Annotated in this window: 23 protein-coding genes and 1 pseudogene; 11 read left to right on the forward strand and 13 right to left on the reverse strand. The window is 71.5% G+C overall.

Annotated features, from left to right (window positions below):
* The first annotated feature begins 587 nt into the window (after positions 1 to 587).
* The 3 genes from ACFWWR_RS39075 (at position 588) to ACFWWR_RS39085 (ending at position 3,300) form a co-directional block, all read left to right on the forward strand.
* Complete coding sequence (locus ACFWWR_RS39075) at positions 588 to 884, forward strand: hypothetical protein (protein ID WP_383876529.1); 297 nt, start codon at positions 588 to 590, stop codon at positions 882 to 884.
* 163 nt (positions 885 to 1,047) lie between these two features.
* Positions 1,048 to 2,070 carry a phosphotransferase family protein gene (locus ACFWWR_RS39080; RefSeq protein WP_383876527.1) on the forward strand — a complete coding sequence of 341 codons (1,023 nt, stop codon included), beginning with the start codon at positions 1,048 to 1,050 and terminating at the stop codon, positions 2,068 to 2,070.
* A 6-nt stretch (positions 2,071 to 2,076) separates the two neighbouring features.
* Positions 2,077 to 3,300, forward strand: coding sequence for an acyl-CoA dehydrogenase family protein (locus ACFWWR_RS39085; protein WP_384308445.1), 1,224 nt, complete (start codon positions 2,077 to 2,079; stop codon positions 3,298 to 3,300).
* Between the two features lie 263 nt (positions 3,301 to 3,563).
* Here the strand turns inward: ACFWWR_RS39085 and ACFWWR_RS39090 are convergent, their stop codons facing one another.
* Genes ACFWWR_RS39090 through ACFWWR_RS39100 form a run of 3 tightly spaced genes read right to left on the reverse strand, consistent with a single transcriptional unit; the run spans position 3,564 to position 6,627 of the window.
* On the reverse strand, positions 3,564 to 4,157 hold the full coding sequence (locus tag ACFWWR_RS39090) for a TetR/AcrR family transcriptional regulator (RefSeq protein WP_383877054.1): 594 nt from the start codon (positions 4,155 to 4,157) through the stop codon (positions 3,564 to 3,566).
* A gap of 41 nt (positions 4,158 to 4,198) precedes the next feature.
* Complete coding sequence (locus ACFWWR_RS39095) at positions 4,199 to 5,860, reverse strand: class I adenylate-forming enzyme family protein (protein ID WP_384308448.1); 1,662 nt, start codon at positions 5,858 to 5,860, stop codon at positions 4,199 to 4,201.
* Positions 5,857 to 6,627, reverse strand: a complete 771-nt coding sequence (locus ACFWWR_RS39100) for an SDR family oxidoreductase (RefSeq protein WP_383877051.1) — start codon at positions 6,625 to 6,627, stop codon at positions 5,857 to 5,859. Before ACFWWR_RS39100 ends, ACFWWR_RS39095 begins: the two co-directional genes overlap by 4 nt.
* Positions 6,628 to 6,828: 201 nt before the next feature.
* Between ACFWWR_RS39100 and ACFWWR_RS39105 the strand changes: the two genes are divergently transcribed.
* The gene (locus ACFWWR_RS39105; RefSeq protein ID WP_384308451.1) at positions 6,829 to 8,061 is read left to right on the forward strand and encodes an exo-beta-N-acetylmuramidase NamZ domain-containing protein; all 1,233 of its coding nucleotides are present in this window, start codon (positions 6,829 to 6,831) and stop codon (positions 8,059 to 8,061) included.
* Positions 8,062 to 8,163: 102 nt separating this feature from the next.
* Complete coding sequence (locus ACFWWR_RS39110) at positions 8,164 to 9,513, forward strand: serine-threonine protein kinase (RefSeq protein WP_383877048.1); 1,350 nt, start codon at positions 8,164 to 8,166, stop codon at positions 9,511 to 9,513.
* Here ACFWWR_RS39110 and ACFWWR_RS39115 read toward each other — a convergent pair.
* Positions 9,502 to 12,300, reverse strand: coding sequence for a penicillin acylase family protein (locus ACFWWR_RS39115; protein ID WP_383877046.1), 2,799 nt, complete (start codon positions 12,298 to 12,300; stop codon positions 9,502 to 9,504). The two genes, ACFWWR_RS39110 and ACFWWR_RS39115, sit on opposite strands and share 12 nt — an antisense overlap.
* Positions 12,301 to 12,520: 220 nt before the next feature.
* Between ACFWWR_RS39115 and ACFWWR_RS39120 the strand changes: the two genes are divergently transcribed.
* Positions 12,521 to 13,123: a hypothetical protein gene (locus tag ACFWWR_RS39120; RefSeq protein ID WP_383877044.1), complete on the forward strand. Its 603-nt coding sequence runs from the start codon at positions 12,521 to 12,523 to the stop codon at positions 13,121 to 13,123.
* Between the two features lie 107 nt (positions 13,124 to 13,230).
* Positions 13,231 to 13,959, forward strand: coding sequence for a 3-keto-5-aminohexanoate cleavage protein (locus ACFWWR_RS39125; protein ID WP_384308454.1), 729 nt, complete (start codon positions 13,231 to 13,233; stop codon positions 13,957 to 13,959).
* 21 nt (positions 13,960 to 13,980) lie between these two features.
* Here ACFWWR_RS39125 and soxR read toward each other — a convergent pair whose 3' ends face one another.
* Positions 13,981 to 14,454 carry a redox-sensitive transcriptional activator SoxR gene (gene soxR / locus ACFWWR_RS39130; protein WP_383877040.1) on the reverse strand — a complete coding sequence of 158 codons (474 nt, stop codon included), beginning with the start codon at positions 14,452 to 14,454 and terminating at the stop codon, positions 13,981 to 13,983.
* Positions 14,455 to 14,557: 103 nt separating this feature from the next.
* Here soxR and ACFWWR_RS39135 point away from each other — a divergent pair, with 103 nt between their 5' ends.
* Positions 14,558 to 15,019 carry a MaoC family dehydratase gene (locus ACFWWR_RS39135; RefSeq protein WP_383877039.1) on the forward strand — a complete coding sequence of 154 codons (462 nt, stop codon included), beginning with the start codon at positions 14,558 to 14,560 and terminating at the stop codon, positions 15,017 to 15,019.
* A 21-nt stretch (positions 15,020 to 15,040) separates the two neighbouring features.
* Here ACFWWR_RS39135 and ACFWWR_RS39140 read toward each other — a convergent pair whose 3' ends face one another.
* The 3 genes from ACFWWR_RS39140 to ACFWWR_RS39150 all read right to left on the reverse strand — a co-directional run bounded on the left by ACFWWR_RS39140 (position 15,041) and on the right by ACFWWR_RS39150 (position 17,251).
* Positions 15,041 to 15,664 carry a TetR/AcrR family transcriptional regulator gene (locus ACFWWR_RS39140; protein ID WP_383877038.1) on the reverse strand — a complete coding sequence of 208 codons (624 nt, stop codon included), beginning with the start codon at positions 15,662 to 15,664 and terminating at the stop codon, positions 15,041 to 15,043.
* A 70-nt stretch (positions 15,665 to 15,734) separates the two neighbouring features.
* Positions 15,735 to 16,022, reverse strand: a complete 288-nt coding sequence (locus ACFWWR_RS39145; RefSeq protein ID WP_383877036.1) for a YiaA/YiaB family inner membrane protein — start codon at positions 16,020 to 16,022, stop codon at positions 15,735 to 15,737.
* A 77-nt stretch (positions 16,023 to 16,099) separates the two neighbouring features.
* Positions 16,100 to 17,251: an acyl-CoA dehydrogenase family protein gene (locus ACFWWR_RS39150; protein WP_383877035.1), complete on the reverse strand. Its 1,152-nt coding sequence runs from the start codon at positions 17,249 to 17,251 to the stop codon at positions 16,100 to 16,102.
* Positions 17,252 to 17,350: 99 nt separating this feature from the next.
* Between ACFWWR_RS39150 and ACFWWR_RS39155 the strand changes: the two genes are divergently transcribed.
* The 3 genes from ACFWWR_RS39155 (at position 17,351) to ACFWWR_RS39165 (ending at position 19,983) form a co-directional block, all read left to right on the forward strand.
* Entirely contained in the window at positions 17,351 to 17,992 is a 642-nt protein-coding gene (locus ACFWWR_RS39155; RefSeq protein ID WP_383877033.1) for a TetR/AcrR family transcriptional regulator, read from the forward strand.
* A 46-nt stretch (positions 17,993 to 18,038) separates the two neighbouring features.
* A complete protein-coding gene (locus tag ACFWWR_RS39160) occupies positions 18,039 to 18,875 on the forward strand; it encodes an ArsR/SmtB family transcription factor (protein WP_383877031.1) in 837 nt (278 codons plus the stop codon).
* Positions 18,876 to 19,020: 145 nt separating this feature from the next.
* Positions 19,021 to 19,983 (forward strand): DMT family transporter, encoded by a 963-nt coding sequence (locus ACFWWR_RS39165; protein ID WP_384308457.1) that lies wholly within the window; start codon positions 19,021 to 19,023, stop codon positions 19,981 to 19,983.
* Here ACFWWR_RS39165 and ACFWWR_RS39170 read toward each other — a convergent pair.
* From ACFWWR_RS39170 to ACFWWR_RS39190, 5 genes and pseudogenes are all read right to left on the reverse strand, one after another.
* A pseudogene (locus tag ACFWWR_RS39170) lies at positions 19,975 to 20,922 on the reverse strand (MFS transporter); the annotation flags it as partial. The gene ACFWWR_RS39165 and the pseudogene ACFWWR_RS39170 overlap by 9 nt on opposite strands.
* Positions 20,923 to 21,569: 647 nt before the next feature.
* Positions 21,570 to 22,652, reverse strand: coding sequence for a Zn-dependent alcohol dehydrogenase (locus ACFWWR_RS39175; RefSeq protein ID WP_384308460.1), 1,083 nt, complete (start codon positions 22,650 to 22,652; stop codon positions 21,570 to 21,572).
* An 11-nt stretch (positions 22,653 to 22,663) separates the two neighbouring features.
* Complete coding sequence (locus ACFWWR_RS39180; RefSeq protein ID WP_384308463.1) at positions 22,664 to 24,052, reverse strand: aldehyde dehydrogenase family protein; 1,389 nt, start codon at positions 24,050 to 24,052, stop codon at positions 22,664 to 22,666.
* 300 nt (positions 24,053 to 24,352) lie between these two features.
* Positions 24,353 to 25,690, reverse strand: a complete 1,338-nt coding sequence (locus ACFWWR_RS39185) for an ABC transporter ATP-binding protein (RefSeq protein ID WP_384308466.1) — start codon at positions 25,688 to 25,690, stop codon at positions 24,353 to 24,355.
* A gap of 175 nt (positions 25,691 to 25,865) precedes the next feature.
* A partial coding sequence (locus ACFWWR_RS39190) for a class F sortase (RefSeq protein ID WP_384308468.1) occupies positions 25,866 to 26,547 on the reverse strand: 682 nt, incomplete at its 5' end.

The following is a 26,547-nucleotide window of genomic DNA, read 5'->3' on the forward strand; positions in this document are numbered from 1 at the left end:
CTCGCGGTGTGCGCGGCGTCGCTGCTCCTCCAGGGCGCTGCCGTCCAGGCCCCGCCGTCAAGCTCCTCCCCCGCCTGCCGCGCAGCGCCTGGCGCAGGCTCGCGGGATGCTGCCGGGGAGCGCCCACGACCAGCCCGACGGCACTCACCCCCTGGCACGCGACGGCGGAGGCACCGCAGACGGTGCGGCTCGCGGTGTGCGCGGCGTCGCTGCTCCTCCAGGGCGCTGCCGTCCAGGCCCCGCCGTCAAGCTCCTCCCCCGCCTGCCGCGCAGCGCCTGGCGCGCAGGCTCGCGGTGCTGCAAGGGAGCGCCCACGTGACCGCTACCCCATGGCCCTCGCCTTGGGCACGCCGGACGCCCTGCGGCTCGCCCCTGTCGACGGCTGTAGACAGGCCCGAGCGGCCCGCTCCTCAGGGTGCCCGGATGCCGGCGCGGCCACAGGCAACGCGGCCCGGATCCTCGTACGCGACTCCATGGGCCCCCCCTCGGGGGTACTCGAACGCCACGTATGCCCGAATAGCCCGATACGCGGCGTTCGCGTGGCAGCCTGTCCGACGTCATCGCCCGCACCCCCGAAGGTGAGCATCATGACCACCCTCCACCAGGAACACGCCTCCCACCCGCACACGCACGGCCCGGACTGCGGCCACGCCGAGGTGCCGCACGGCGACCACGTCGACTACGCGCACGACGGGCACATGCACCGCGAGCACGGCGGCCACTGGGACGAGTGCGAAGCCGACGGGCACGTCGCGCACGAGGGCCACGACCACCGGCACGGGCAGGACTGCGGGCACGAGAGCGTCCTGCACGGCGACCACGTGGACTACCTCCACGACGGTCACCGGCACGCCCAGCACGAGGGCCACTGGGACGATCACTGAGCCGACCCGGCCGAGAAGTCACCGCCGACAGCTCCCTGGGCGCCCTGCGGGGGAGCTGTCGGCCTATGGTGGCCCCGATCACGTTCCGCTCCACTACTGGACTACATACCGACCGGTCGGCATCATTGGTCGCGTTGAATTCGCCCGTCCGTAGGAGCAACGAATGAGCCCCGACCACCCGCCCGGACTCGATCTCGACCGGCTGCGCGGCGTGCTCGACCGCGAGCGTCCCGGCCTGGTGCACGGCCCCCTGACCGGCCGGCTGATCGAGGGCGGACGGTCGAACCTCACCTACGCGGTCTCCGACGGCACCTCGAAGTGGGTCGTACGGCGGCCCCCGCTCGGCCACGTGCTCGCCACCGCGCACGACATGAAGCGCGAGCACCGGGTGATCAGCGCACTGCACCCGACGAACGTGCCGGTGCCACGCCCCGTGCTGCTGTGCGAGGACGACGAGGTGCTCGGGGCGTCCTTCTACGTCATGGAGTTCGTGGCCGGGACGCCGTACCGCACGGCCGACCAGCTCGCCCCGCTCGGCCCCGAGCGCACCCGGGGTGCCGTGCTGGCCCTGGTGGACACGCTCGTGGAGCTGCACGCGGTGGACCCTGCCGAGGTGGGTCTCGGCGACTTCGGCCGCCCCGAGGGCTTCCTGGACCGGCAGCTGCGGCGCTGGGGCAAGCAACTGGACGCCTCCCGCAACCGTGAGCTGGCCGGCATCGACGAGCTGCACGCGGCCCTCGGCCGTCAGCTGCCCGAATCCCCCGCCCCGACCGTCGTGCACGGCGACTACCGGCTCGACAACGTCCTGATCGGCGACGACGACAGGATCAAGGCGATCCTGGACTGGGAGATGTCGACCCTCGGCGACCCACTCACCGACCTCGGCCTGCTGGTCATGTACAGCATGCCGCTCGGCATGCCCGACTCCCCCGTGTCCACCACCGCCGAGGCCGCCGGGCATCCGAGCCCCGCCGAGCTGATCGAGCGGTACGCGACGCGTTCGGGCCGCGATGTCTCCGCGGTCGCCTGGTACACCGCGTTCGCCTGGTTCAAGCTCGCCGTGATCCTGGAGGGCATCCACTACCGCTACACCCTGGGCCAGACGGTCGGCCCGGGCTTCGACCGCATCGGTGACCTGGTCCCCGTCTTCATCGGGCACGGCCTGACCACTCTTCAGGAAGGCTGACAGAACATGGACTTCGCGTTCGACGCACGCACCGAGGAGCTGCGCGCCAAGCTGCTCGCCTTCATGGACGAGTACGTCTACCCGGCCGAGGCGGTCGCGGAGGAGCAGCGCGCCCTGCTCGCCTCGCCCTGGGACACGCCGGCCGTGGTCGAGGAGCTGAAGGCCGAGGCGCGCAGGCAGGGCCTGTGGAACCTCTTCCTTCCCGACACCGAGTACGGCGCGGGCCTGACCAACCTCCAGTACGCCCCGCTCGCCGAGATCACCGGCCGTTCCCCCCAGTTGGCGCCCACCGCGCTGAACTGCGCGGCGCCCGACACCGGGAACATGGAGGTGCTCACACAGTTCGGCGACGAGCAGCAGAAGAAGCAGTGGCTGACGCCACTGCTCGCCGGTGAGATCCGTTCGGCGTTCGCGATGACCGAGCCGGAGGTGGCCTCCTCGGACGCCACGAACATCACCACCCACATCGAGCGAGCCTCCGACGGCACGGACGACTACGTCATCACCGGCCGCAAGTGGTACATCTCCGGGGCGATGAACCCGGACTGCAAGATCTTCATCGTGATGGGCAAGACGGACCCGGACGGTGCCGACATCCGCCGTCAGCAGTCCATGGTCCTCGTCCCTCGCGACACCCCGGGCGTCACGGTCAAGCGCGCGATGCAGGTGTTCGGCTACGAGGACCACTCCCACGGCGGCCACGCAGAGGTGATCTTCGACCACGCGCGCGTGCCGGCGTCCCACCTGATCGGCGAGGAGGGCGGCGGCTTCGCCATCGCGCAGGCCCGGCTCGGTCCCGGCCGTATCCACCACTGCATGCGGCTGATCGGCATGGCCGAGCGGGCGATCGAGCTGATGTGCAGGCGGGCCGTCTCGCGCGACGCCTTCGGCAAGGCGCTGGCCCAGCAGGGCGTGGTCCACAACTGGATCGCCGACGCGCGGGTGAGCGTCGAGCAGCTGCGGCTGCTGGTGCTGAAGACGGCCTGGCTGATGGACACGGTCGGCAACCGGGGCGCCCACGCGGAGATCCAGGCGATCAAGATCGCCACGCCCCGCGCGGTCGTCGACATCATCGACCGGGCCATCCAGCTGCACGGCGCGGGCGGCGTCAGCCAGGACTTCCCGCTCGCCGAGCTCTACGCCGGCGCCCGGACCCTGATGATCGCCGACGGGCCGGACGAGGTGCACCAGCGGTCGCTGGCGCGCCGGGAGCTGAAGAAGTACCTGTGAGGTGACGGGTGAGGGGCGGCTGCCGGTGGCAGCCGCCCCTTCACGCGCTTGCTGGGGCCTGTCGTCAAATTCCCGTCGTCCGCCCGAAGGGCGGGCCCTGCGGCGCCTCAGGTGCGTGCTCTCGGCGTGCCGGGCGCAGGCCCTCGTACTGGTTGTACGTGGGCCTGCGCCCGGTGCGGCGGGTGGGGGCACCTCCCACGCCCTTAAGGCAGTGGGGGAGCGTGCATGGCGTCGCGGGGCAGGCGGGAATGTGACGACAGGGCCTACGGCCGCAGTGCCCGCAGCAGGAGGTCCGCGAGGTGGTCGGCGACCTCCTGCGGGCTGAGCGGGCCGTCGGGGCGGTACCAGGTGGACAGGTGGTGGACGGAACCGAAGTGGTAGTCCACGACCAGGTCGGCGGGGGTCGCCTTGGAGAAGACGCCGGTCTGCTGGCCCTCCTCGACGAGCGCGCGGAAGCGTTCGTGGTAGCGCCGGCGTTCGGCGCGCACCTGCTTGTGCTTCTCGGGGCTGAGGTGGTGCATCGAGCGGAAGAAGATCGACGCGTCGTCGAGGTTGTCGATGGTGGTGACGACGACATCGGCCGCCGCCCCCCTGAGGCGCTTCTCGATCGGCTCGTCGGCGTTCGCGAACGCGTCGAGTCTCTCCTGCTGGACGCGCAGCACGCGCGCGTACACCTCGTGCAGGAGGTCGTCCTTGGAGCCGAAGTAGTGGTAGAGCGCCCCCTTGGTGACGCCTGCCGCTTCGACGATCTCCTGCACCGAGGTGCGGTCGTAGCCCTGCTCGGCGAAGAGCCGGGTGGCGGCGGCGAGGAGCCGCTGCGGCACGGGGGTTCCGTCACCGTCCGTAGTCCTGGGCACTGCCGCCACCTGCCTTCCGAGGCATTCTTCTGTTGCTGTTTCTAGTCGTGCGTGAGGGAACGCAGTTCCCGCCGGAGGATCTTCCCACTCGCCGTCTTCGGCAAGTCGGGCAGGATCTCCACCTGACGCGGGTACTTGTAGGCGGCCAGTCTTTCCTTGCAGTACGCGGCGAGCGTATCCGGATCCGTGTCGGCGCCCGCACGCAGGCTGATGTACGCCTTGACGGTCTCCCCCCGGTACCCGTCGGGCACCCCGACGACAGCCGCCTCGCGCACCGCCGGGTGGGTGTAGAGCACGTCCTCGACCTCGCGCGGCCACACCTTGAAGCCGGACGCGTTGATCATGTCCTTCTTGCGGTCGACGACGTACAGCCAGCCCCGCTCGTCCATGAAGCCGATGTCCCCGGTGCGCAGTTCGCCGTCCGGGAAGGTCTCGGCGGTGGCCTCGGGTCGCCGCCAGTAGCCGGGGACGACCTGCGGCCCCCGGACGAGGATCTCGCCCTGCTCCCCGAAGGGCACCTCGGCACCCTGGTCGTCGACGATCCGTACGACCGTCTCGGGGCCGGGCGCGCCCACGGCCAGCGTCCCGGAGACCGGGTCGACGGGCGCCTCCAGGGCCGGCGGTACGGAGGCGCAGGGCGCGGTGCACTCGGTGAGCCCGTAGCCATTGCGAATGTAGGGCCCGAAGCCGGCCCGGAACTTCTCCACCAGGGCGGGCGGAAGGGGGGCACCGCCGGAGGAGATGTTGACGAAGGAGGAGAAGTGGTCCGGGGTGACGGACGGATGGGCCGCCAGCGCCATGAAGGCGGTCGACGGGCCGACCGTGTAGTGCGGCCGGTGCTCGGCGAACGCGTCCAGGACGGCACCCGCCTCGAAGCGGTACGCCAGGACGAGCGTGCCCGCGCTGTTCAGACAGGCGCCCAGCTGGCAGACCATGCCGGTGATGTGGAACAGGGGCGCCATCGCGAAGTAGACGGGCGCCTCGGGCAGACCCAGGCCGGTCCGCTGCCGCTCGGCGTTGTACATGATGTTGCCGTGCGTGTTGGTGGCGCCCTTGGGGGTGCCGCTGGTACCCGAGGTGTAGCTGATCAGCGCGGTGTCGGCGGGGGCCGGGTCGCGGCCCTCCGGCGACTTGTGACCGGCCCGGGCGACGGCCGTCAGGTCGTCGGTGTCCGCGGCCTGCACAAGCCGCTCGAAGGTCAGCACGCGCGCGTCCTGGCGGGTCTGGAAGTCCAGCTCGCAGGCGGTCAGCACGATCCGCGGGGGCGAGTCGGCGGCCGTGTCCCGCAGATACGACTCCCAGGCGCGGTCCGAGCAGACCAGCGCGGCCACCTCGCCGTCCCGCAGGACGTGCCCGACCTCCCCGGACTTGTACATGGGGTTGACGGGCACGACGGTCGCGCCCGCCTTCCAGGCGCCGAGCAGGGCGAGCACGAAGTGCGGGGAGTTCTGCAGCAGGACGGCCACCCGGTCGCCGCGCTCCAGGCCGCGGGCGGCCAGGTGACCGGCCACGGAGTCGCTCAGCTCGTCGACCTCGCGGTAGGTCAGGCGGCCGTCGAAGTAGGCGAGGAAGGTGCGGTCGGGGGTCTCCGTGACCGCCCTCCGCAGGGCGTGGACGAGGGAGTCGGCCGGGTCCACGGGCGCGCGTTGGGCGTCGTCGAGCAGGCCGAGCCAGGGCTTGGCCGCGTAACGGGAGCCGGTCACCGGGCCGCCTCCCACTTGCGCTGGAGGTGGTTCATGTTCGTCAGCCAGCGGTCCGGCTCGGCGGCCCTGGCCTGGTAGTACCCGGCGACCTCGGGGTGCGGCAGGATCAGGAAACGGTCCTCCTCCATGCCCTTGAAGAGGGCGTCCGCCACCTCCGCCGGGGCGATCGCGGTCGGCTGGAGCACCAGGTCGCCCGCGCTGCCGGTGGCCGCCAGCATGTCGGTGCGCACGCCCTGCGGACAGATCGCGTGCACCCTCACGCCGCGGTGTCGGTAGGTCAGCGACAGCCACTCGGCGAAGGCGTACGCGCCGTGCTTGGTGACGCTGTAGGGCGCGGCGCCGATCATCGTGAGCAGTCCGGCGGCGGACACGGTGGAGACGAAACGGCCGCTGCCGCGCTCCAGCCAGTCCGGGAGCAGTTCGTGGGCCGCGCGGACGTGCGCCATGACGTTCACGTCCCAGGACAGCGCCCAGGGCCGCTCGTCGAACGCTCCGCCGCTCTCCCCGCCCTCGAAGGCGACGCCCGCGTTGGCACAGTAGACGTCGACGGTGCCGCCGAGCGCCTCCCGGGCCTCGGTGACGATCGCCGAGGCGTCGCCCGCGACGGCGATGCCGCCGATCTCCTCGGCGACGGCCTTCGCCCGGTCGGCGTCCAGGTCGTTGACGACGACCCGGGCCCCCTCGGCGGCGAAGCGGCGGGCCAGCGCGGCTCCGATACCGCCCCCCGCTCCGGTGACGACCACTCCCAGATCCTGCGCTTCCACCATCGGTCCCCTTCGACACGACAAGACTCGGCTCTGCCCCCGCAACGGCCAGACTAACCGGTCGGTATGTAACAAGGAAGGGTGACTGCAACACCCCAGGGGCGCGGGGAACCGCGCGACAAGCCACAACGAACCCGCAGCTTCCACACAACCCGCGGAAGCGAATACCGTGCCCATGCCGACGTCCACTTTCAAGGAGGTCACATGCGCCTGACCAGACGCAGCCTGCTCGCAGCAACAACGGCAGCGGCAGCACTCCCCACCACGTCAGCAGCTTCCGCGGCCACCCGCCGGAGGCAAACCGGCTTCGAGCGCCTCGCAGCAGACGGCTACGCCCAGCTCAGCGGCCAGCGCACCGGCATCGTCACCAACCCCACCGGCGTCACCAGGGACGTACGGCACATCGTGGACGTCATGCACGCCGACGACCGCGTGGACCTGGTCGCCGTCTTCGGCCCCGAGCACGGCTTCCGCGGCACGGCGCAGGCGGGCGGCTCCGAGGGCCGCTACGACGACCCGGCGACCGGCCTGCCCGTCTACGACACCTACCTGAAGAGCGGGCAGCCGCTCGCCGACATCTTCACCGCGTCCGGCGTGGACACCGTCGTCTTCGACATCCAGGACGCGGGCGCGCGCTTCTACACCTACATCTGGACGCTGTACGACTGCATGGAGGCCGCCCGGCTCGCGGGGAAGCGGTTCGTGGTCCTCGACCGGCCCAACCCCGTCACCGGGCGGGCGGCCCTCGGCCCCGTCCTGCACAAGGAGTTCGCGACCTTCGTCGGGCGGCAGCCGATCTCGCAGGCGCACGGGATGACGGTCGTGGAACTGGCGCGGCTGTTCAACGGGGAGTTCCTGGCGGAACCGGTGAAGCTGGACGCCGTACTCATGAGCGGGTGGAGGCGGTCCGCCTGGTACGACGACTCGGGACTGCCCTGGGTGCCGCCGAGCCCGAACATGCCGACTCCGGAGACCGCCCTGGTGTACTCGGGGACGTGCCTCTTCGAGGGGACGAACCTGTCGGAGGGGCGTGGGACGACCCGCCCCTTCGAACTGCTCGGCGCGGAGGGCGTCGACGGACGCTGGGCCGCGGCGGCGAACGGACTCGGCCTGCCCGGCGTGCACTTCAGGGAGGCGTACTTCGCGCCCACCTTCTCCAAGTTCCAGGGGAAGACGATCGGCGGCGTGCAGCTCCATGTGCACGACCGGGACGCCTTCGACCCCGTACGCACCGGGATCGCGCTCCTGGTGACCGCCAAGGAGGTGTGGAGCGGCTTCGCCTGGCGCCCGGACAACTGGATCGACAAGCTCACGGGCTCCACGCTGGTGCGCACGATGATCGACGCGGGGGCCGGTGCCGACGAGGTGGTGGCGGGTTGGGAGGAGGAGCTGGCCGCCTTCCGGAGGGTGCGGCGGGAGTACCTCGTCTACCGGTGAGCGGGTGAGGCACCCGGATGAGTCATGACGTATGGCCAACTCCGACCGGCAGCAGGACGATGCGCGCACATCGCACCGCTCCGGGGCACGAGGGGGCCTGTCATGGCAGAGCCGGAAATGAGCGTGAGTCCGTACTGGGAGCTCACCTTCGACGCGGACGGGGACACGGACAGTGGGAAGCGGGACCGGCTGTTCGCCGGGGTCGCCGAGCACGGCGTGCGGCACCTCGTCGTCTTCGCGCACGGCTGGAACAGCGACCGTTCGGGGGCGACCCGGCTCTACAGCCGCTTCTTCGCACCGATCCCTGCGCTCGCCCCGGGGGCCGGACTCGGCTTCGTCGGTGTCGTCTGGCCGTCGATGCGGTTCTCGGACGAGCCGATCCCCGACTTCCCGCGGGCCGTGGCCGCCGAGATTCCCCCGCGGCCCGCGCTCGACAAGGACACCCGGCACGCGCTGCTGGAGACCTTCCCCGGGCGCGCGACCGTGATCGACCAGATCGCCCGGATGCTGGACCAGCAGCCGCGCGCGGACACCGAACTGGAGGAGTTCGGGCGGCTGGTACGGCTGCTGGTGGACGTGGTGCCGCCGGGGCCTCAGGCGCTGTTCGCCGCGGACACGCTGGCGGAGGGGGTGCCGCAGAGCGAGCCCCTGATGTTCTCGGGGTCCACGGCGGAGATCTGTGAGGAGTTCGCTCGGGCGCTGGCGGCGCTCGAATCCCCCGGCGAGGTGGCGCCCTTCTCGCTGCCCGACCCGTGGGACGGCGCGCACGAGTTGCTGCGCCAGGCGACGTACTACGCCATGAAGCGGCGCGCCGGAACCGTCGGCGAGCGCGGACTCGGGCGGGTGGTCGGGCAGTTGGCCGCGAAGGCGCCGAACGTGCGGGTGCACCTCGTGGGGCACAGCTTCGGCGCACGGCTGGTGTCGTTCGCGCTGCGCGGACTGCCGGAGGGCGTGCGCACCGTGAAGTCGGTGACGCTGCTCCAAGGAGCCTTCTCGCACTACGCGTTCGCGGCACGGCTGCCGCACGACCCGCGCGCGGGAGGAGTGCTCCAGGGACAGCACCTGCGGATCGACGGACCTCTGGTGTGCTGCCACTCCCGGCACGACTCGGCCCTCGGGTCCATCTACCCACTGGCCTCGCGGATGGCGGGCGATGCGCAGGGAGCCGCCGCCGAACTGGCCATCGCCCGAGGCCTCGGCGCCAAGTGGGGGGCGATGGGGTACGACGGCGTGCAGGCCGTGCCGGGCACGCGGGCGTTCGAGCTCGCGGCCGCGTCGAAGGGAAGGCTGCCCGCCTCGGGGTGCGTCAACGTCGACGCGGCCAAGGTGGTCAGACGGGGCGGGGCGCCGTCCGGCGCGCACAGTGACATCGTGCACCGGGAGTTGGCGCAGCTGGTGGTGGCGGCGGGCCGCATCCGCCGACCCGCCGCCACCGGTGACCTACCGGTGTGACGTGAACTCCACGACCTGCTGGAACGTCGGCCGGTTCTGCCAGCTGATGTTGCCGTGCTTGATGCCGCCCAGCGTGCGCTGGACGATCGAGTCGGCGCACCACTGGTCGCCCGCCGCGCACAGGTCGTCACCGGGGTATACCTGGGCAGCGGTCCTGCCGGCCGCCTCCTTCAGGGTGCTGATGAGGACGTTCCGGCAGGCCGTGAGGCTGCCGCCGCCGCAGTACTTCTGTGCGAGGGGCCCTTGGACCGACTCGCCCAGCACGGCCCGGATGTCCTTGTCGACGTAGCTCCACCAGCCGTACTGGAAGGAGCTTCCGGCGTGCGCGCCGGTCGGGCCGTGGGCGGCCGACGGGGTCTCGTCGACGGGCAGGTTGTGCGTGAAGGCCGTGTACAGGTCGCTGCCGAGGCCGGGTTCGAACTCGGCCTTCACGAGCAGCGGCCACCACGCGTCCATGATGCGGATCGCGTCGGCGTCGGCGTACTTCTTCGAACCGGCCGTCGTCTCGGTCCGCTTGACGCCCGCGGTCACCCACGCCTGGAGCTTGCTCACCGCCGCCGCGGCCGTCGAGTCGGTCACCGGCGAGCTGGTGACCACCTTCAGCAGGTCCGGCAGCACGTCCTCCGCCCTGAGGTCGGCCAGCCCGGCGTCGGCCATGGCCTTCACCAGCGAGGCCCGGGTGACCCCGCCCGCGGCGACCAGCTTCTTCACCCGGTCGTCGAGGAGGTTGCCCCTGTGGACCGAGCCGTCGCCCCAGGAGGCGGTCGTGTAGTCCTTGGCCTGCTTGTTGTTCCAGGAGACGTAGTAGTCCTGGTCGATCGAGTGGGGGTGCGCCGAGGCCGGTGTGTACTGCGCGCTGTTCGTCGCCGGGTCCCAGTTCCGCCACTCGTACGCCGGCCGCGCCCAGACCGGGAACTCCGCGTCGACGCCGGTCGCGCGCACCGGGTTGTCGCCGCTGTTGTAGTACGCGGTGTGCTCGGAGTCGGCGTAGAACCAGTTGAAGGTGTAGTTGATGTGCTGCACCGCGCTCTGGAAGGTCTGCGGGCTGTTGACGTAGTCCGGGTCGTTCAGCATCTGGAAGCCGATGATCGAGTCGGCCTCGTGCATGAAGGAGGAACGCAGGGTGGTGTAGGCGACCTTCTTGCCGCCGACCGTCGCGCGGTACTCCACGGGGCCGTACTTCGTACGCCACACCCGCATCGTGTACGAGCCGGCCGCGGTGCCGTCGGCCGTGGTCGGGGTCCAGGCGTTCTTCTGCTCGATCTTCTCCATCGCCGTGCAGGTGCCGCGGTACAGGTAGTGGTAGTCGTCCTGGCACAGCTCGACGGCGTACGAGTCGATGATGTCCTGGCCCGAGGTGGTGGCGCTCCACGCGTAGTCCTGGCCGCGGCCGAGCTCGACGTACATGCTCAGGCCGGCGAAGGAGGCGCCGCGCGCGCTGAGGCCGGGGCCCTGGATCTCCTGGAGCATGAGCAGCTGCGGGGCGAAGTAGCCGGTCTGCGGGCCGAACACGGCGATCGGGTTGCCGCTCGCGGTGTGCTCGCCGCTCACCACGAGGGCGTTGGACATGCCCCGCTTGGCCGAGGTGACGGCCGCCCTGGCGGCCGTGGTGGAGGCACCGGTGGCGCTGGACGTGGCCGCGCTGCCGGTGCGGTCGTGGACCAGCTGTTCCTCGGCCACCGAGCCGGCGTCGGGCAGGGCCCTGCCCTGCGGGTCGGCGGGCGCGGAGGCGTAGGGGAAGCTGCCGTCGTGGACGGTGAGGACCGCCTCGGGGTCGTTGCGCTCGCGGAACGACTCCCAGACCCTGGTGCCTTCGGTCACCCCGTACTTCTGCTGCGCGGCGAGCAGCGACAGCGCGTTGTTGACCTCGCCGCCGCCCCCGGAGCCGAAGAGCGCGCCGATGACGGCGGCCAGCGCGACCAGGTCGGTGGGCTTGAAGTGGTCGATCGTGCCGGCGTTGGTGACGGAGTCCTTGTGGCCGGTCAGGACGTACTCGCCCGGGAAGTAGCGGCCGCTGTCGGACGCGTCGATGTAGGCGTTGATGCCGGCGACATAGGCGTTGACGTCTGCGAGGGCCTGTCTGCCGCGGGTTCCGTTCGTGGCGACCGCGTTGTCGATCTGGGCCTGGAGATCGGCCTCGGTGTACGGGGCGGTGCGCCAGAACTGCTGTTCCAGGCCCTGGTTGGAGGGGTCGCCGCCCGCGAAGGGAGTCAGCTGACCGCGTCCGACGTGACGGAAGACATCCATGAGCCACAGCCGATCCTCAGCCGCGGCATAGCCCGCTCCGAACTCCGTGCCGTATCTGGTGGTACCGGTGATGTGCGGTACGCCCGTCTTCTTGTCGCGGACGATCGTCACGTCGCCGCGACCGGCGGGCTTGACCGTGGAGGCGACTTGATCGGCGGAGACCCCGAAAGACGCGTCGTTGAAGAAGTTGTTGATGGTGGCGTCGGTGAGCGCGGGATAGCCCTTGGCCAGGTTGGCGTACGGGCCGAGCTGGTCCTCGGCGTGGTCGGGCTGGGCGCCGAATGCCTGGTTGAGCAGGATCTGCGCGAGGGTGGCGTTGCCGTTCTGGCCGGGCGGCAGGATGTCGGAACACCGGCCGCCGCAGTGGTCGTTGGCCACCGCCGCCCCTGTGACTTCGGTCTCCGCCGCCGCGGCCGCCTGGGAAAGCGGGGTCAAAAGACCGGCAATCAGGACGCATACGGTGGCGGTCTTCAGGAACCCGGGGAATCTGCCGGGAGTTCTCAGTCTGTCGAGGGCGGTGCGTGAGGTGCGCCGTGACATGGCAGCTCCTACCGACGGGGGTGGGCCGGACGTTACCGCCGGTATCCCCGGGATTGAAGATGAACATGCGTCACTTTTCAGAGTCGGTGGCATCGCTTATGGGAGTCATCGGAAATCGGATGGAGCCGAATCGCTTGTCGATACGTCTATTCGGCGATGTCCGAGCGACGACGCCGAAGTGACCGAAGTACAGCTGCAGGTGTGACGGAGGTGCAGGGCGATGGCCGGTTTCCGGAGTCTGGCGAGACAGGTGCGCGATCCGCGGTGCGATCTGGCGCTCCGGCGTTATTCGCTGCGCAAGTGCCTTGAAAGGTTCGCGCCTTACGGACACAGGGCGACCTGGGACCATTTGTGCTCCCGGGCCGGGTTCGGTCCCGAGGACCGGTCCCCCGACCCAGCGCGGCTCGTGGCCGCACTGGAGGAGTTGGAAGAGGCGCGTTCGGTCTGGCTGGCCTACGAGGCCGAGTTCGCCGAGCGACGCAAGAAGGAGAAGCACGACGGGCTGCGCAGGCCCGGCAGCGTGGACGACTGGCACCGGCTGACCTGGGGCGGCTTCGGAGTCGCCTGGTGCGACGACCCACGGGTCCACCCGCACGAGCCGCTGGCGGAGGTGCTGCGCCGGCTGATCTCCGCGCTGGAGCGGGAGCCGGGCGCCGAGTGCCCGGTGTGCGGCGGGGAGCGCCTCGTCTGGAAGTACGAACTGGACCACGAACCCTCCACGGGTCCGGTCTGCACGGACTGCGGAATTCTCGTACCGCGGCCCGTTCTCACACCCGACGCCCTGGCGGACGCCAGGCGCGGACGGTTGCTCGTGTCGGCCTGACCGAACTGACCGAACTGACCGAAGCGAACCCAGGAACCGTGCGTGCGGGGGTGCGCCGGGGATGCCGCACCCCCTGTTCTGTCAGAGGTGCCTGGCACCATCGAGGCATGGTGCAGGTGTGTCTGAACGGGCCCCGAGGGGCCGCCGACAGTGCGATGGTGCCGCTCACACCGCAGGCGTCGGCCGAGTCCGCGGCCGAAGCCGTCGCGGCCGGGGCCACGGACGTCCATGTCCATCCCAAGACGCCTTGCGGTCAGGACAGTCTGTCGCCGCGGGTGGTCGCGGCGATGCTCGAGGCGATACGTGCGCGGGTGCCGGTGCCGGTCGGGGTGACCACGGGTGCCTGGGCCGAACCGGATCCGGCGGCCCGCCTGGAGCGCATCCGCGGCTGGACCGTGCTGCCCGACCACGCCTCGGTCAACTGGCACGAGCCGGGCGCCGAGGAGGTCGCCGCCGCCCTGATCGGCCTCGGGGTGGGCGTGGAGGCCGGCATCTGGTCGGGTACGGACGCGGCGGCGAGGTTCGCCGTCTCGCCCCTCGGCCCGAGAGTGCTGCGGGTCCTGGCGGAGGTGACGGACCCGGCCTCCGAGACGGCCGAGGACACCGCACGTGCGCTGCTGGCCGACCTGGGTTCCGCGCACGGCCGCCCGGTGCTGCTGCACGGGGCGGACGCGAGCGCATGGCCGGTGCTGCGGCTGGCCGGGCGGCTGGGGCTGGCGACCCGAATCGGCCTGGAGGACACGCTGCTCCTGCCCGACGGACAACGGGCTTCGTCCAACGCCCAATTGGTGGCGGAGGGACTGGTCCAGTACGGGCGGGCCCAGCGCTCCTCGTAGGACCGGGGGCGGGACCGGCGGCTACGCCGGTCGGTCGGTCCGCTGCTCCGCCATCAGCCTCGAACCCGTCAGCCGTTCGCCGAAGACGTCGTCAGGGTTGGACAGGACGCACGTGTCCAGGGAGAGGCAGCCGCAGCCGATGCAGTCGGTGAGGTGGTCGCGCAGGCGGTTGAGTTGCTTGATGCGTTCGTCGAGTTCGGAGCGCCAGGCCTCGGAGAGACGGGCCCAGTCCTCGTGGGTGGGGGTGCGTTCCTCGGGGAGCTCGGCGAGGGCCTCGCGGATCGTGGCCAGCGGAATGCCGACGCGCTGGGCGGCCCGGACGAACGCGACCCGGCGCAGGGCGTCGCGGGAGTAGCGGCGTTGGTTGCCCGTGGTGCGGCGGCTGCTGATCAAGCCCTTGGACTCGTAGAAGTGCAGGGCGGAGACGGCGGCGCCGCTGCGGGCGGCGAGCTGGCCCACCGTGAGCTCATGGATCTTCTCGGGAATCTGGGGCACCCCTCGAAGCCTACCCACCCCCTCCTCGCGCCGGTCCGTTGACATGGGGTGCGCGGCCGACCATGCTAAGCAGTCGCTTAGACATCACACGAGAGGCCGGGACATGGCAGAGCCGAGGATCTTCACGTCCGTCGACGACCTGAAGGCGGCGGTGGGCGAGCAGCTGGGGTTCACCGACTGGCTGGAGGTCGACCAGAAGCGCATCGACCTGTTCGCGGAGGCGACCGGCGACCACCAGTGGATCCACGTCGATCCGGAGAAGGCAGCCGCGGGGCCGTTCGGCACGACCATCGCGCACGGCTACCTCACGCTGTCGCTGCTGCCCCTCTTCGGACCGCAGCTGATCAAGGTCGAGGGCGTGAAGATGGGCGTCAACTACGGGACGAACAAGGTGCGTTTCCCCGCCCCGGTCCCGGTCGGCTCCCGGCTGCGCTCCACCGCCACGATCACCGGCGTCGACGACGTCCCGGGCGGCGTCCAGGTGAGCGTCGCCTTCACCGTGGAGCGCGAGGGCGGCGACAAGCCGGTGTGCGTCGCGGAGTCCGTCTCGCGGTACTACGTCTAGGGCCTGTCCGGGGCGGGACGGCTACTTCGCCCCCACCATCCGCAGGACGAGGTCGGCGTAGAGCTCGCCCACCTCGTCCGGCGTCCGGGGACCGTCGACGTTGAACCAGCGGGCCACGTCGATGCACAGGGAGAGCACGGCGAGGGTGGTCCCGTGCACGTCCAGGACCTCGAACTCGCCCGTCGCCACGCCGTCCTCGATGATTCCGCGCACCTCGGCGTCGACCTGGCGGCGCAGGGCGAGGATCTCGGCGCGGGCGTCCGGGCCGAGGGAGTCGAGTTCGTACTGCACGACGCGCGCGGTGGTACGGCCGCCCGCGTGCCAGCGGACGAAGGAGCTGACCGCGTCGGCGAGCCGCTCGGTCGCGCTGCCCTCGCCCCGGGCCGCCACCCGCAGGATGTCCACGGCCTTCTCGTGGCCGATCCGGCTGATGCGACGGAGGAGTTCCTCTTTGGTCTTGTAGTGGATGTAGAGCGCGGCCGGGCTCATGCCGGCGCGGCCCGCGATGTCGCGGGTCGTCGTGGCGTGGTAGCCGCGCTCGGCGAAGGCCTCCACCGCGGCGACGAGCAGCCTCCGGGCCGCGTCGGGCGTGACCTCGCCCCACGCCGACGTCTCACCGTCGGCCGTCTCCTCCGCCGTACTCATCACTGGCCCCTCTCCACTGGCACGACCCTCACCATACCGCCGAAGGTGAGCGGGCGCTTAGTGTGGCCGCTCAGAGCTTCTCGAAGGGGTCGTGCTCGGCGAGCAGCTTCTCCAGCCGGGCCTGGTCGACCCGGCTGACGATCTGGCCGGCCTCCTGGCGGTCCCGGACCACCTTCGCCAGGGTGAACGCGGAGGTCACCAGGTACAGGACGGCGATCGCCAGGAAGCCACGCACCCAGGCGTCGCCGTGAAGGTTGTAGATGCCGACGGCGGTGGCCGCCATGGCGACCCCGAAGGACGCGACGGCCTGCCCGTAGAAGGCCGCCGTGCTCTGCTGCTTGACCGATGTGTCACTCATGGGGACAAGGATCGGCGGACGTGGCCCGTGCCACATCCGCCGAGGTACTCAGAGACGTACTCAGAACCGGCAAGCCCTCAGAACGCCGAAACCCCCGTCAGCGCCCTGCCGATGACCAGCTTCTGGATCTGGCTGGTGCCCTCGTAGAGGGTCATCACGCGGGCGTCCCGCAGGAGCTTGCCGGCCGGGTACTCGTCGATGTAGCCGTAGCCGCCGAAGACCTGGAGGGCGTTGTTCGCGGCGCGGACGGCCGCCTCCGAGGCGAAGAGCTTCGCCTTGGAGGACTCGGTGGCGAAGGGCAGACCGCGGTCGATCAGGTCGGCGACCCGCCAGGTCAGCAGGCGGGCCGCGTCCACGTCGACGGCGATGTCGCTGATCAGTTCCTGGACGAGCTGGTGGTGGGCGATGGTCCTGCCGAACTGCTCGCGCTCGCCCGCGTACCGGACGGCCACATCCAGCGCGGCCTGGGCTATGCCGACGCAGCCCGCCGCCACCGACATCCGGCCCTTGGCCAGGGCCGACATGGCGACCGAGAAGCCCTTGCCCTCGGGGGCCAGCAGCGCGGAAGCCGGGACCCGCACGTCCTCGAGGACCAGCTCCGCGGTCGCCTGGCCGCGCAGGCCGAGCTTGCCGTGGACGGTGCGGCGGGTCAGGCCGGGGGTGTCGGCCGGGACGAGGAAGGCGGAGACGCCCCGGTGGCCGGGGGCGTCGGTGGAACGGGCGAACAGGAGCACGACGTCGGCCCAGGTGCCGTTCGTGATGAACATCTTGGTGCCGTTGATGACGTACTCGTCGCCGTCGCGTACCGCGCGCGTGGCGAGGTTGCCGGCGTCGGACCCGGTGCCCGGTTCGGTCAGGCCGAAGCACCCGACGTGCGCGCCGGAGGTGAGGCCCGGCAGCCACCGCCGCTTGTGCTCCTCGCTCCCCCAGGCGGCGATGGTCTTGGCGACCAGCCCGAGCGAGACGGAGACGATGCCGCGCACGGACGAGTCGCCGCGGCCGAGCTCCTCCGTGACCAGGCAGTACGCGAGATGGTCGCCGCCCGAGCCGCCGTACTCCTCGTCGATGGTCAGGCCCAGGAAGCCGACCTCCCCGAGCTTCTTGACGATCGACCGGTCGACCTCCTCGGCGCGGTCCCAGGCGATGACATGGGGGGCGATCTCGCGGTCCACGAAGTCCTTGGCGAGCTGCCGTACGGCGGTCTGCTCCTCGCTGAGCTCCAGGTTCATGCCGAGTCACCCCACTGAAGACCACGGATGACGGTCCTTGAAGACCGTACATTTAAATTAGCACTGCTAGTTTCTCTTCGCAGCCCTACTATGTGCGCCATGGCCCGACCGCGCAAGCCCCTCCTCAGCACCGACCGGATCGTCGATACCGCGCGGGTGCTCGTGGACGCGGAGGGCCTGGCGGCCGTCTCGACGCGTCGGCTCGCCGCCGAGCTGGGGGTCAGCGGGCCCTCGCTGTACAACCACTTCCGCACCAAGGACGAGATCCTGGAGGCGGTCGCCGACTCGGTGAGCTCGCAGGTCGACCTGTCGATGTTCGAGGACGGCCGGGACTGGCGGACCGCGCTGCACGACTGGGCGGTCTCCTACCGGGCGGCCCTGCGCGACCACCCGAACATCGTCCCGGTGCTGGCCCGCGGCCCCGGCCGCCGCCCGGCCGGACTGCGCCTCGCCGACGCCGTCTACGGCGCGATGGTCGCGGCGGGCTGGCCGCCGGCCCAGGCCACCTCCATCGGCGCGCTGATGCGGTACTTCGTCATGGGCTCGGCGCTCGGTTCCTTCGCCGGCGGCTTCGTGGACGACGCCAGCGCGTACGACCCCGCCGACTACCCGCACCTCGGGCAGGCCCACCTCCTCGCCGAGCAGCAGGAGAAGATCGACGAGCGGGCCTTCGAGACCGGGCTGACGGCGCTGCTGGAGGGGCTGGCGCGGCAGTACGAGCAGCTCGGGCGGGCCTCGTAGGACACTTCGGCGAGCGCCGAACCGTCCGTGTCCCATGCTGGGGCACATGACCTCGAAGGACCCACGGGCGTCCCGGCTGGCCGCTCTCGCCGCTCTCGTCGCCGACGAGACCCGGGCCACGTGTCTGCTCGCCCTGCTGGACGGGCGGGCGTGGACCGCCGGTGAGCTGGCGCGGCACGCGGGCGTGGCCGCGTCGACCCTGAGCGAACACCTGGGCAAGCTCGTCGCGGGCGGGCTGCTGGCCGAGGAACGTCAGGGGCGGCACCGGTACGTACGCCTGGCCGACGTGCGGATCGCCCAGTTGGTGGAGGACCTCGCCGCGCAGGTGGCTCCGGGCGGCGCCGTCGTACGGCCACGGAACCTGAGCGAGGCCGGTGCCAGGTCGGCGATGGCCCGGGGCCGCACCTGCTACGACCACCTCGCAGGGCGGCTCGGCATCGCGATCACCGACGCGCTGACCTCGCGCGAACTGCTGCGCACGACGAGTGATCCTGCGTGGCGTGCCGGGGTCGAGGGTTCGAGTGCGCGAGGGCCCGAAGGGCTGAACACGGCCGGGCTCTCGACACCTGCCGGAGCGCCCCGGAGGCGAACGCCCGAAGAAGAGGACACCGGGTTCGCGTTGACGGACGCGGGCGTCGGCTGGTTCGACGCCGCCGGGATCCGCCTCGACCGTACGAGCCGCCGCCCCCTCGCCCGCGCGTGCCTCGACTGGACCGAACGCCGCCCTCACCTCGCGGGCATCGCGGGCGCGGCCCTGTGCCGGCATGCCCTGGACTCCGGCTGGTGCGTGCGCATCGGCTCCGAGCGGGCGGTGAAGGTGACGGCGACGGGTGAGCGGGCACTGTCGGAGCTGCTCGGGATCGAGGCGGGGGCGCTGCGCTGAGCTGTGCCGTCGTCCGTACGCGCCCGTCTCGGCGTGGCCGCAAGCCGGCGCTCCGACCCGCCCCGATCCGCGGCCGTACGGCCGCCCGGCGTCATGCCCGAAATCCGCGAGACTCCTGACCCTTTCCCCTCCTAACCTCTGGAGCATGATGAACGCCTCCCCCTCCCGCCCGGACCGTCGCGCGGAGCTGCTCGCCGCCGGCGCCGCCACCGTCACCGTGGTGCTGTGGGCCTCCGCCTTCGTGTCGATCCGCAGTGCCGGGGCCGCGTACTCGCCGGGTGCGCTGGCGCTCGGGCGGTTGTTGACGGGAGCCCTGACGCTGGGGGTGATCTGTCTCCTGCGGCGAGAGGGGTTGCCGCCGCGGGCGGCGTGGCGGGGGATCGCGATATCCGGGGTGCTGTGGTTCGGCTTCTACATGGTGGCCCTGAACTGGGGCGAGCAGCAGGTGGACGCCGGCACGGCCGCCCTGGTCGTGAACATCGGGCCGATCCTCGTCGCCCTGCTCGGCGCGCGACTGCTGGGTGACGTCATGCCGCCGCGGCTCCTCGCGGGGATGGCCGTGTCGTTCGCGGGTGCGGTGACGGTCGGGCTGTCGATGGCGGGCGAGGGCGGGTCGTCGGTGCTCGGCGTGGTGCTGTGCCTGCTCGCCGCGGTCGGCTACGCGAGCGGTGTCGTGGCGCAGAAGCCGGCCCTCGGGCAGGCGAGCGTGTTGCAGGTGACGACGTTCGGATGTCTGGTCGGGGCGGTGGTGTGTCTGCCGTTCGCCGGTCAACTCGTCCACGAGGCCGCCGACGCGCCGGTCTCGGCGACCCTCAACATGGTCTACCTGGGCGTGTTCCCGACCGCGCTGGCCTTCACCACATGGGCCTACGCCCTGGCCCGTACGACCGCCAGCCGGATGGGCGCCACGACGTACGCCGTGCCCGCCCTGGTCGTCCTGATGTCGTGGGTGGCGCTCGGCGAGGTGCCGGGGCTGCTCACGCTCGGGGGCGGACTGCTGTGCCTGGCCGGAGTCGCGGTGTCGCGATCGCGCGCTTCGAGGGCCACGGCCGCGGCTCCGGAACCGGTTCTGGAGCCGCGGCCGGAGAAGACCTCCGGGTCAGCGTGAGCGCGCCCGGTCCGCGAGGACCTTGATGGAGAGCAGGGAGATCACCGCGAGCCCGATGATGTAGCCGGAGACCGCCATCGAGGTACCCGTGGCCTCCAGCAGGAGCACCATCAGGAAGGGCGCGAGGCCGCCGCCGAACACGGCCGCGATCTGGTAACCGAGAGAGGCGCCGGTGTAGCGCATCTCAGGGGTGAACAGCTCGGCGAACAGGGCCGCCTGGGGGCCGTACATGATGCTGAGGAAACTGCTGGCGACGAACGTGCCGACCGCGAGCCACAGCAGCGACCCGGTGTCGATCAGCAGGAACATCGGTACGGCCCACAGCGCGATGCCGGCCGCGCCGAAGGCGTAGATCCGGATGCGGCCGACGCGGTCGGAGAGCGCGGCGGAGACCGGGATCAGCACGAGCTGGGTGAGACTGACACAGAGCGAGACGGTGAGCACCGCCCCGCGCTTCATGTCGAGCTCGCGGGTCGTGTAGTCGAGGACACCGGTGATGAGGATGTAGAAGGTCGCGGTGTTCACGGCGAAGGAACCGCCGGCCAGGAGCACCGTGCCGAGGTGGTCGCGGAGGATCGTGCGCAGCGGGGAGCTCTGCTCGGACTTCTCCTTCTCCGCGAGTGCCTTCTCGGCCTCCCGGAACTCGGGGGTCTCCTCGACCTTGGTGTGGATGTACCAGGCGAGGACGAGTACGAACAGGCCGATGAGGAACGGGACCCGCCAGGCCCACGCGGCGAACTCGCCGTCCGTGGTGAACGCTCCGGCCAGCAGGAAGACCGAGTTGGCCGTCACCACGCCGATGGGGACGCCGAGCTGGACGACGCTGCCGTAGACCCCGCGCTTGCCCTCGGGGGCGTACTCGGTGGCCAGCAGCATGGCGCCGCCCCACTGCGCGCCGACGGCGACGCCCTGGACGACGCGCAGGGCGACCAGCAGGAGGCCGCGCGGCGCCGGTTGCCGACGGCGGTCGCGGTGGGGGTTGCCAGCTGTTGGCCGGGGAATGTGCGTCGAGGACGGTTTAACTCGATCGTGTGATGGTCTACTTCCGGGCTTGCGGCGTCCTGGTCCGTTCGGGCTACGGTGATCGTGCGATCTGGGACGCCGGGTACGGCGCCAGCGTGCGGGGCCCCCGCTCCACCGGAGTGATGGTTCGGGGCCTCCCCGTCGCCTCTGGCTGTACCCATCTGGCCAGGTCGTGAGGGAACCGGCCTCCCGGGATCGGACCACGGACAGGATCCGTGTCGCTGCCCCGGGGTCGAGTACGCCGGGGACCAGTGCGCCCAAGACCGTTCGGGGCGTGCGGCTGAGCGGACTCACTCCGACTCAGTCCACAGGAACGGTGAGCGGCTGGGCGGAAGGTGCCGTGTCCATGCGTGCACACTCCGATGGGTTCGGGGACGGAACAGGGGACGGAACAAACGAACGGAACGGGGTGTGGCTCGGGTCCGGGAACGTACTGACCGGACGGTATGGACGTCAACGGGTCGCACACCAGGAGTTTTACCTGTACGTGGCACGGAGAACGGGCGCGGGCATGCCGCGGGCCCCGGTCCCGAACGGGGACCGGGGCGTGCGAAGGGGATGCGCTAGAAGACCACCAGCGCCCTGCCGCCCTTCCCGGCCAGCATGTTCTCGAAGGCCGCCGGAATGCCCTCCAGGCCGATCCGTTCCGTCACCAGCGCGCCCAGGTCCAGGCGGCCCGCGCGGACGTGTTCGGCGAGGACCGGCAGGTCCCGCGCCGGGTCGGAGTTGCCGTAGACGCAGCCGGCCAGGGTCCGGCCCCAGTGGAAGAGCTCCAGGGCGTTGAAGATGACCTGCTGGTCCTTGCCTCCGATGCCGACGACCGTCGTACGGCCGCCGCGGCGGGTGGAGTCCCAGGCCGTGCGGATGGTGGCCGCGCGGCCCACGCACTCCACGGCCACGTCGACACCCTGCTTGCCGGTGAGAGCGCGGATCTCGCGGGCGGTGGTGTCGGAGGCCACCACATAGTCGGTGGCGCCCGCGCCGCGCGCCAGCTCCTCCTTCGCCGGGGAGACGTCGACCGCGACGATTTTGGACGCGCCCGCGATGCGGGCCGCCTGGAGCGCGGCGAGGCCCACTCCCCCGACGCCGTACACCGCGACCGTCTCCCCCTGGCGGACCTGTGCCGAGTGGTGGACGGCGCCGTAGCCGGTGAGGACCGCACAGCCGAGGAGGGCCGCGTCGGTGAGGGGGACGCCGTCCGGGACCGGCAGAACGCAGTTCGCGGAGACGACCGTCTCCTCGGCGAACGCGGCGACGTTCAGGCCGGGGTGGAGGTCGGTGCCGTCGGACGCGCGACGGGCGTACACGTCGGCGGCGCCGTTCAGGGCGTTGGCGCACAGCCAGACCTCGCCGAGCGAGCAGGCATGGCAACCGCCGCAGGACGGAGCCCAGTTGAGGACCACGTCGGCGCCGGGCGCGAGGTGCGTGACCCCTTCGCCGACGGCGACGACCGTGCCGGCGCCCTCGTGGCCGAGGACGGCGGGGACGGGGACGCGCATGGTGCCGTCGGACAGGGACAGGTCGGAATGGCAGACCCCGGCGGCGGCGAGCCGGACGCGGACCTGGCCGGGACCGGGGTCCGGCAGGTCGATCTCGGCGATCTCCAGAGGAGCGCCGACAGCGGGAAGTACGGCGGCACGAACCACGTGAACGCTCCTCAGAACTGCAGGGACTTGGTCTGGAGGTACTCGGCGAGACCGTGCGCGCCGAGTTCGCGGCCGACGCCCGACTGCTTGTAACCGCCGAAGGGGGCAAGGGGGTTGAAGCGTCCGCCGTTGATGTCGACCTGCCCGGTCTCCAGGCGGCGCGCGAAGGCCACCGCCTCCTCCTCGTCGCCCGCCCAGACGGCGCCCGCGAGGCCGTAGACCGTGCCGTTGGCGATGCGCAGGGCGTCCTCCTCGTCCTCGTAGCGGAGGATCGACAGGACCGGGCCGAAGATCTCTTCCTGGGCGATGGTCATGTCGGGTGTGACGTCCGCGAAGACGGTCGGGCTCACGAAGTAGCCCTGTTCGCGCGGGGCTTCGGGACCGCCCGCGACCAGGCGGGCACCCTCGGCCACCCCCTTCTCGATGTAACCGCGCACCCGAGCCTGCTGCTTGGCGTTCACGACCGGGCCGATGCGGTCGCCGTACTTCGCCGCGGCCGCGGCGGCCAGCTCGACGGCCTCGTCGTACCGCTCCCGGTGTACGAGCATCCGGGTCCAGGCGCTGCAGGTCTGGCCGGAGTTGGACATGACGTTGGCGACGCCGACGTTGACCGCTTTGGCCAGGTCGGCGCTCGGCAGGATCACGTTGGCGGACTTGCCGCCCAGTTCCAGGGCGACCTTCTTGACGGCGGCACCCGCCGTCGCGCCGATCCGCCGTCCGACCGCCGTCGAGCCGGTGAAGGAGACCAGGTCGACGCCCGGGTGCTCGGCGAGGGCCTGGCCCGCGACCGGGCCGAGGCCGGTGACCAGGTTGAAGACGCCGGCCGGGACGCCTGCCTCGTGGATCGCCTCGGCGAAGAGCTGGGCGACGAGCGGGGTGTCCTCGGCGGGCTTCAATACCACCGTGCAGCCCGCGGCCAGTGCCGGGGCGACCTTGGCGACGATCTGGTGCAGGGGGTAGTTCCAGGGCGTGATCGCGCCGACCACACCGACCGGCTCGTGATGGACGGTGGAGTTGCCGACCTTCTCCTCGAAGACGTACCTCGCCGCCAGCTCGGCATAGGAGCCGGCGACGGCGATCGGGACGGCCGTGTGGACGTTCTGCGAGAACTTCAGGGGCGAACCCAGCTCGGCGGTGACCGTCTCCGCGATCTCGTCCTTGCGGGCCGCGAGCACGGCCCGGAGGTCGGCCAGGCGCGCGGCCCGCTCGGCGGGAGCGGTCGCGGCCCAGGCCGGGAGGGCGGCACGGGCGGCCCGTACGGCGGCGTCGACGTCCTCCGCGGTACCGGCCGGGACCCGGCCGACGACCTGCTCGTCGACCGGGTTCACGACCTCGATCGACTCCGGGCCGGCGGCGGGGCGCCACTCCCCGTCGATGTACATGCCGTCGTGTGCCTTCATCGTGCGTCCTCCCGGGCGGGGCTGCGTCGTCCACCCCATAAACTAGCGGCGTTAGTTTTTGGGCGCCAGACTCTCATGGGATCAGCCGGGACGTTCTCTCGCCCCCGCCGCCCCTTCCCGTTCCCGTCCCTGGGGGCGGCGCCCCCAGACCCCCGCTTCGGCCTGAACGGCCTCGTCCTCAACGCCGGACGGGCTGAAATCAGCCCCTCCGGCGTTCGAGGAGCGGGGTCTGGGGCGGAGCCCCAGAAGGACGGGACGGGAAGGGGCGGCGGGGGCGAAATCCGCTGGGATCAGCCGGTGTCACTCGTCCAGATCCGGCAGCCGCGCCGGAGCCGGGCAGATGCGTTCGCCGTGTTGGTCGAAGACGAACAGGTGGGCGATGTCGACGAGGAGGGGGACGTGCATGCCGCGGCGGAGGTCGATGTCGGGCGTGGTGCGGACGACGAGGTCGCCGGGGAGACGGGCTTCGGCGGGGCCGGTTTCGGGGGTGGGGTCGGCCGGCTCGTCCAGCACCACCACCGGGCCGGCGCGCAGCGCACCCGTCCGGTCCCGGAGGCGGTCCAGGACCGTGCCCTCGCGGCGGCGGCGCCTGGTGGGGCGGGTGGCGGGGCGCGGCGCCTCGAGGTCCGGTACGACGGCGGGGCGGGAGCCGGTGTTGAAGTGGACGAGGATCTCGTGGCCCTGGAACTCCACGTGCTCCACGAGCCCGCTGATCGCCACCTCGCCGGGTCGGGCGGCGGCCGGTTTGGCGATGCGCACCGCCTCCGAGCGCAGGCCCACGATGACCTCGCGGCCCTGTTGGACACGGAGCAACTGGTGGTCCAGACAGAGGGGTTCGGGCAGCCGCAGGTACTGCTTGCCGAGGCTGATGGTCATCGCGCCGTCCAGCGGGGCACGGACCATGCCACGCAGGAGGTTGATGCGCGGGGTGCCGATGAAGGCGGCGACGAAGACGTTGCGCGGCAGCGCGTACACCGTGCGCGGGCTGTCCAGTTGCTGGAGCACTCCCCCGCGCAGGACGGCGACCCGGTCGCCGAGCGACATGGCCTCGGCCTGGTCGTGGGTGACGTACACCGTGGTGACGCCCAACTGCCGGGTGAGGGCGGCGATCTCGGCGCGCAGGTGGTTGCGGAGCTTGGCGTCCAGGTTGGACAGTGGTTCGTCCATCAGGAAGGCGGAGGGGTGCCGGGCGATCGCCCGGCCCATGGCGACGCGCTGGCGTTCGCCGCCGGAGAGCTGGCCGGGCAGGCGGTCGAGGAGGTCCTCGATGCCCAGCATGCGGGCGGTGGCGTCCACGCGCGGGCTCGGATCCTCGCCTGGTGCCTCGATGCGCAGCGGGAAGCCGATGTTGCCGCGGCTCGTCATGTTCGGGTAGAGGGCGAAGTTCTGGAACACCATCGCCATGTCGCGCTCGGAGGGGATCAGGTCGTTGGCGTACTCGCCGTCGAGCAGCAACTGCCCCTCGGTGATCTCCTCCAGGCCGGCGATCATTCTGAGCACGGTGGACTTGCCGCAGCCGGACGGACCGAGCAGCACGAGGAACTCGCCGGGCTCGATGTCCAGCGACAGCCGGTCCACCACGCGGACGTCTCGCGTGTAGGTCTTGCTCACGTCGTGCAGAGAGATGGCGCGTGTCATGGCAGGTGCCCCCGGGGGCTCACTGAGCGAACGCTGGTGCTCCGCGGTCGGACGCCACGTGCGGGTCGTACGGGGCGTGTGGGTCACGGAAGCTAACGGATTGTGTGCGCCCGGGGAAGATACTTGGCGGGATCGAGATGCATGGTCCATCTGGTGAGAAAGCGGACGGCCGGATTCAGCGGGGGCGAGCGGGCCTCTCCGGTTCGCGGATCTTGATGAGGTGGGCGAAGACGACGACGTTGCCCGAATAGCCGGACCTGCGGTCGTAGTTGCCGCCGCAGGTGATCAGCCGCAGCTCGGGGCGGCCGCGGGCGCCGTACACCTCCCGGTCGGGGAAGTGCGCCTTCTCGTACTTCTTGATGGCGTCGACGGTGTAGACGGCGGTCCGTCCGTCGGCGCGCCGGGCCTCGACGAGGCGGCCGGTCTTCAGTTCGGTGAGGCCCGCGAAGACGGCGCGGCCGGTGTCCGTGTCGAGATGGCCCACCGCTACGGCGGTCCCCTGCTCGCCGGGCGACGGTCCGCCGTCGTACCAGCCCACCAGGTTCGGGTCGTCGTCCGGGGGCGCGGGCAGACGTCGCTCGCGGTCGAGGCGGAGGGCCATGACCGGGGCGTCGACGTCCAGGTACGGGATGGCCAGTCGAGTGGCGCGGGAGCGGGGCAGGGGGCGGTACGGCGGCGGAGCCGGGGGGCGGCGGGCGGCGGCCCCGGGTCGCGGTGCCTTTGCCGCGTCGGCGCGCTTGCCGGGGGGCTGCGGCCCCGCTGCGCCGGTGCGGGTGCCGGGCGGCTGCGGCCTCCCCGCACCCGGGCGCGTGCCGGCCGGCCGCGGCTTCCCCGGGTCGGTGCGGGGGCCCGGGGAC

It is taken from the genome of Streptomyces sp. NPDC058678, assembly GCF_042714835.1.
Taxonomy (GTDB): Bacteria; Actinomycetota; Actinomycetes; order Streptomycetales; family Streptomycetaceae; genus Streptomyces.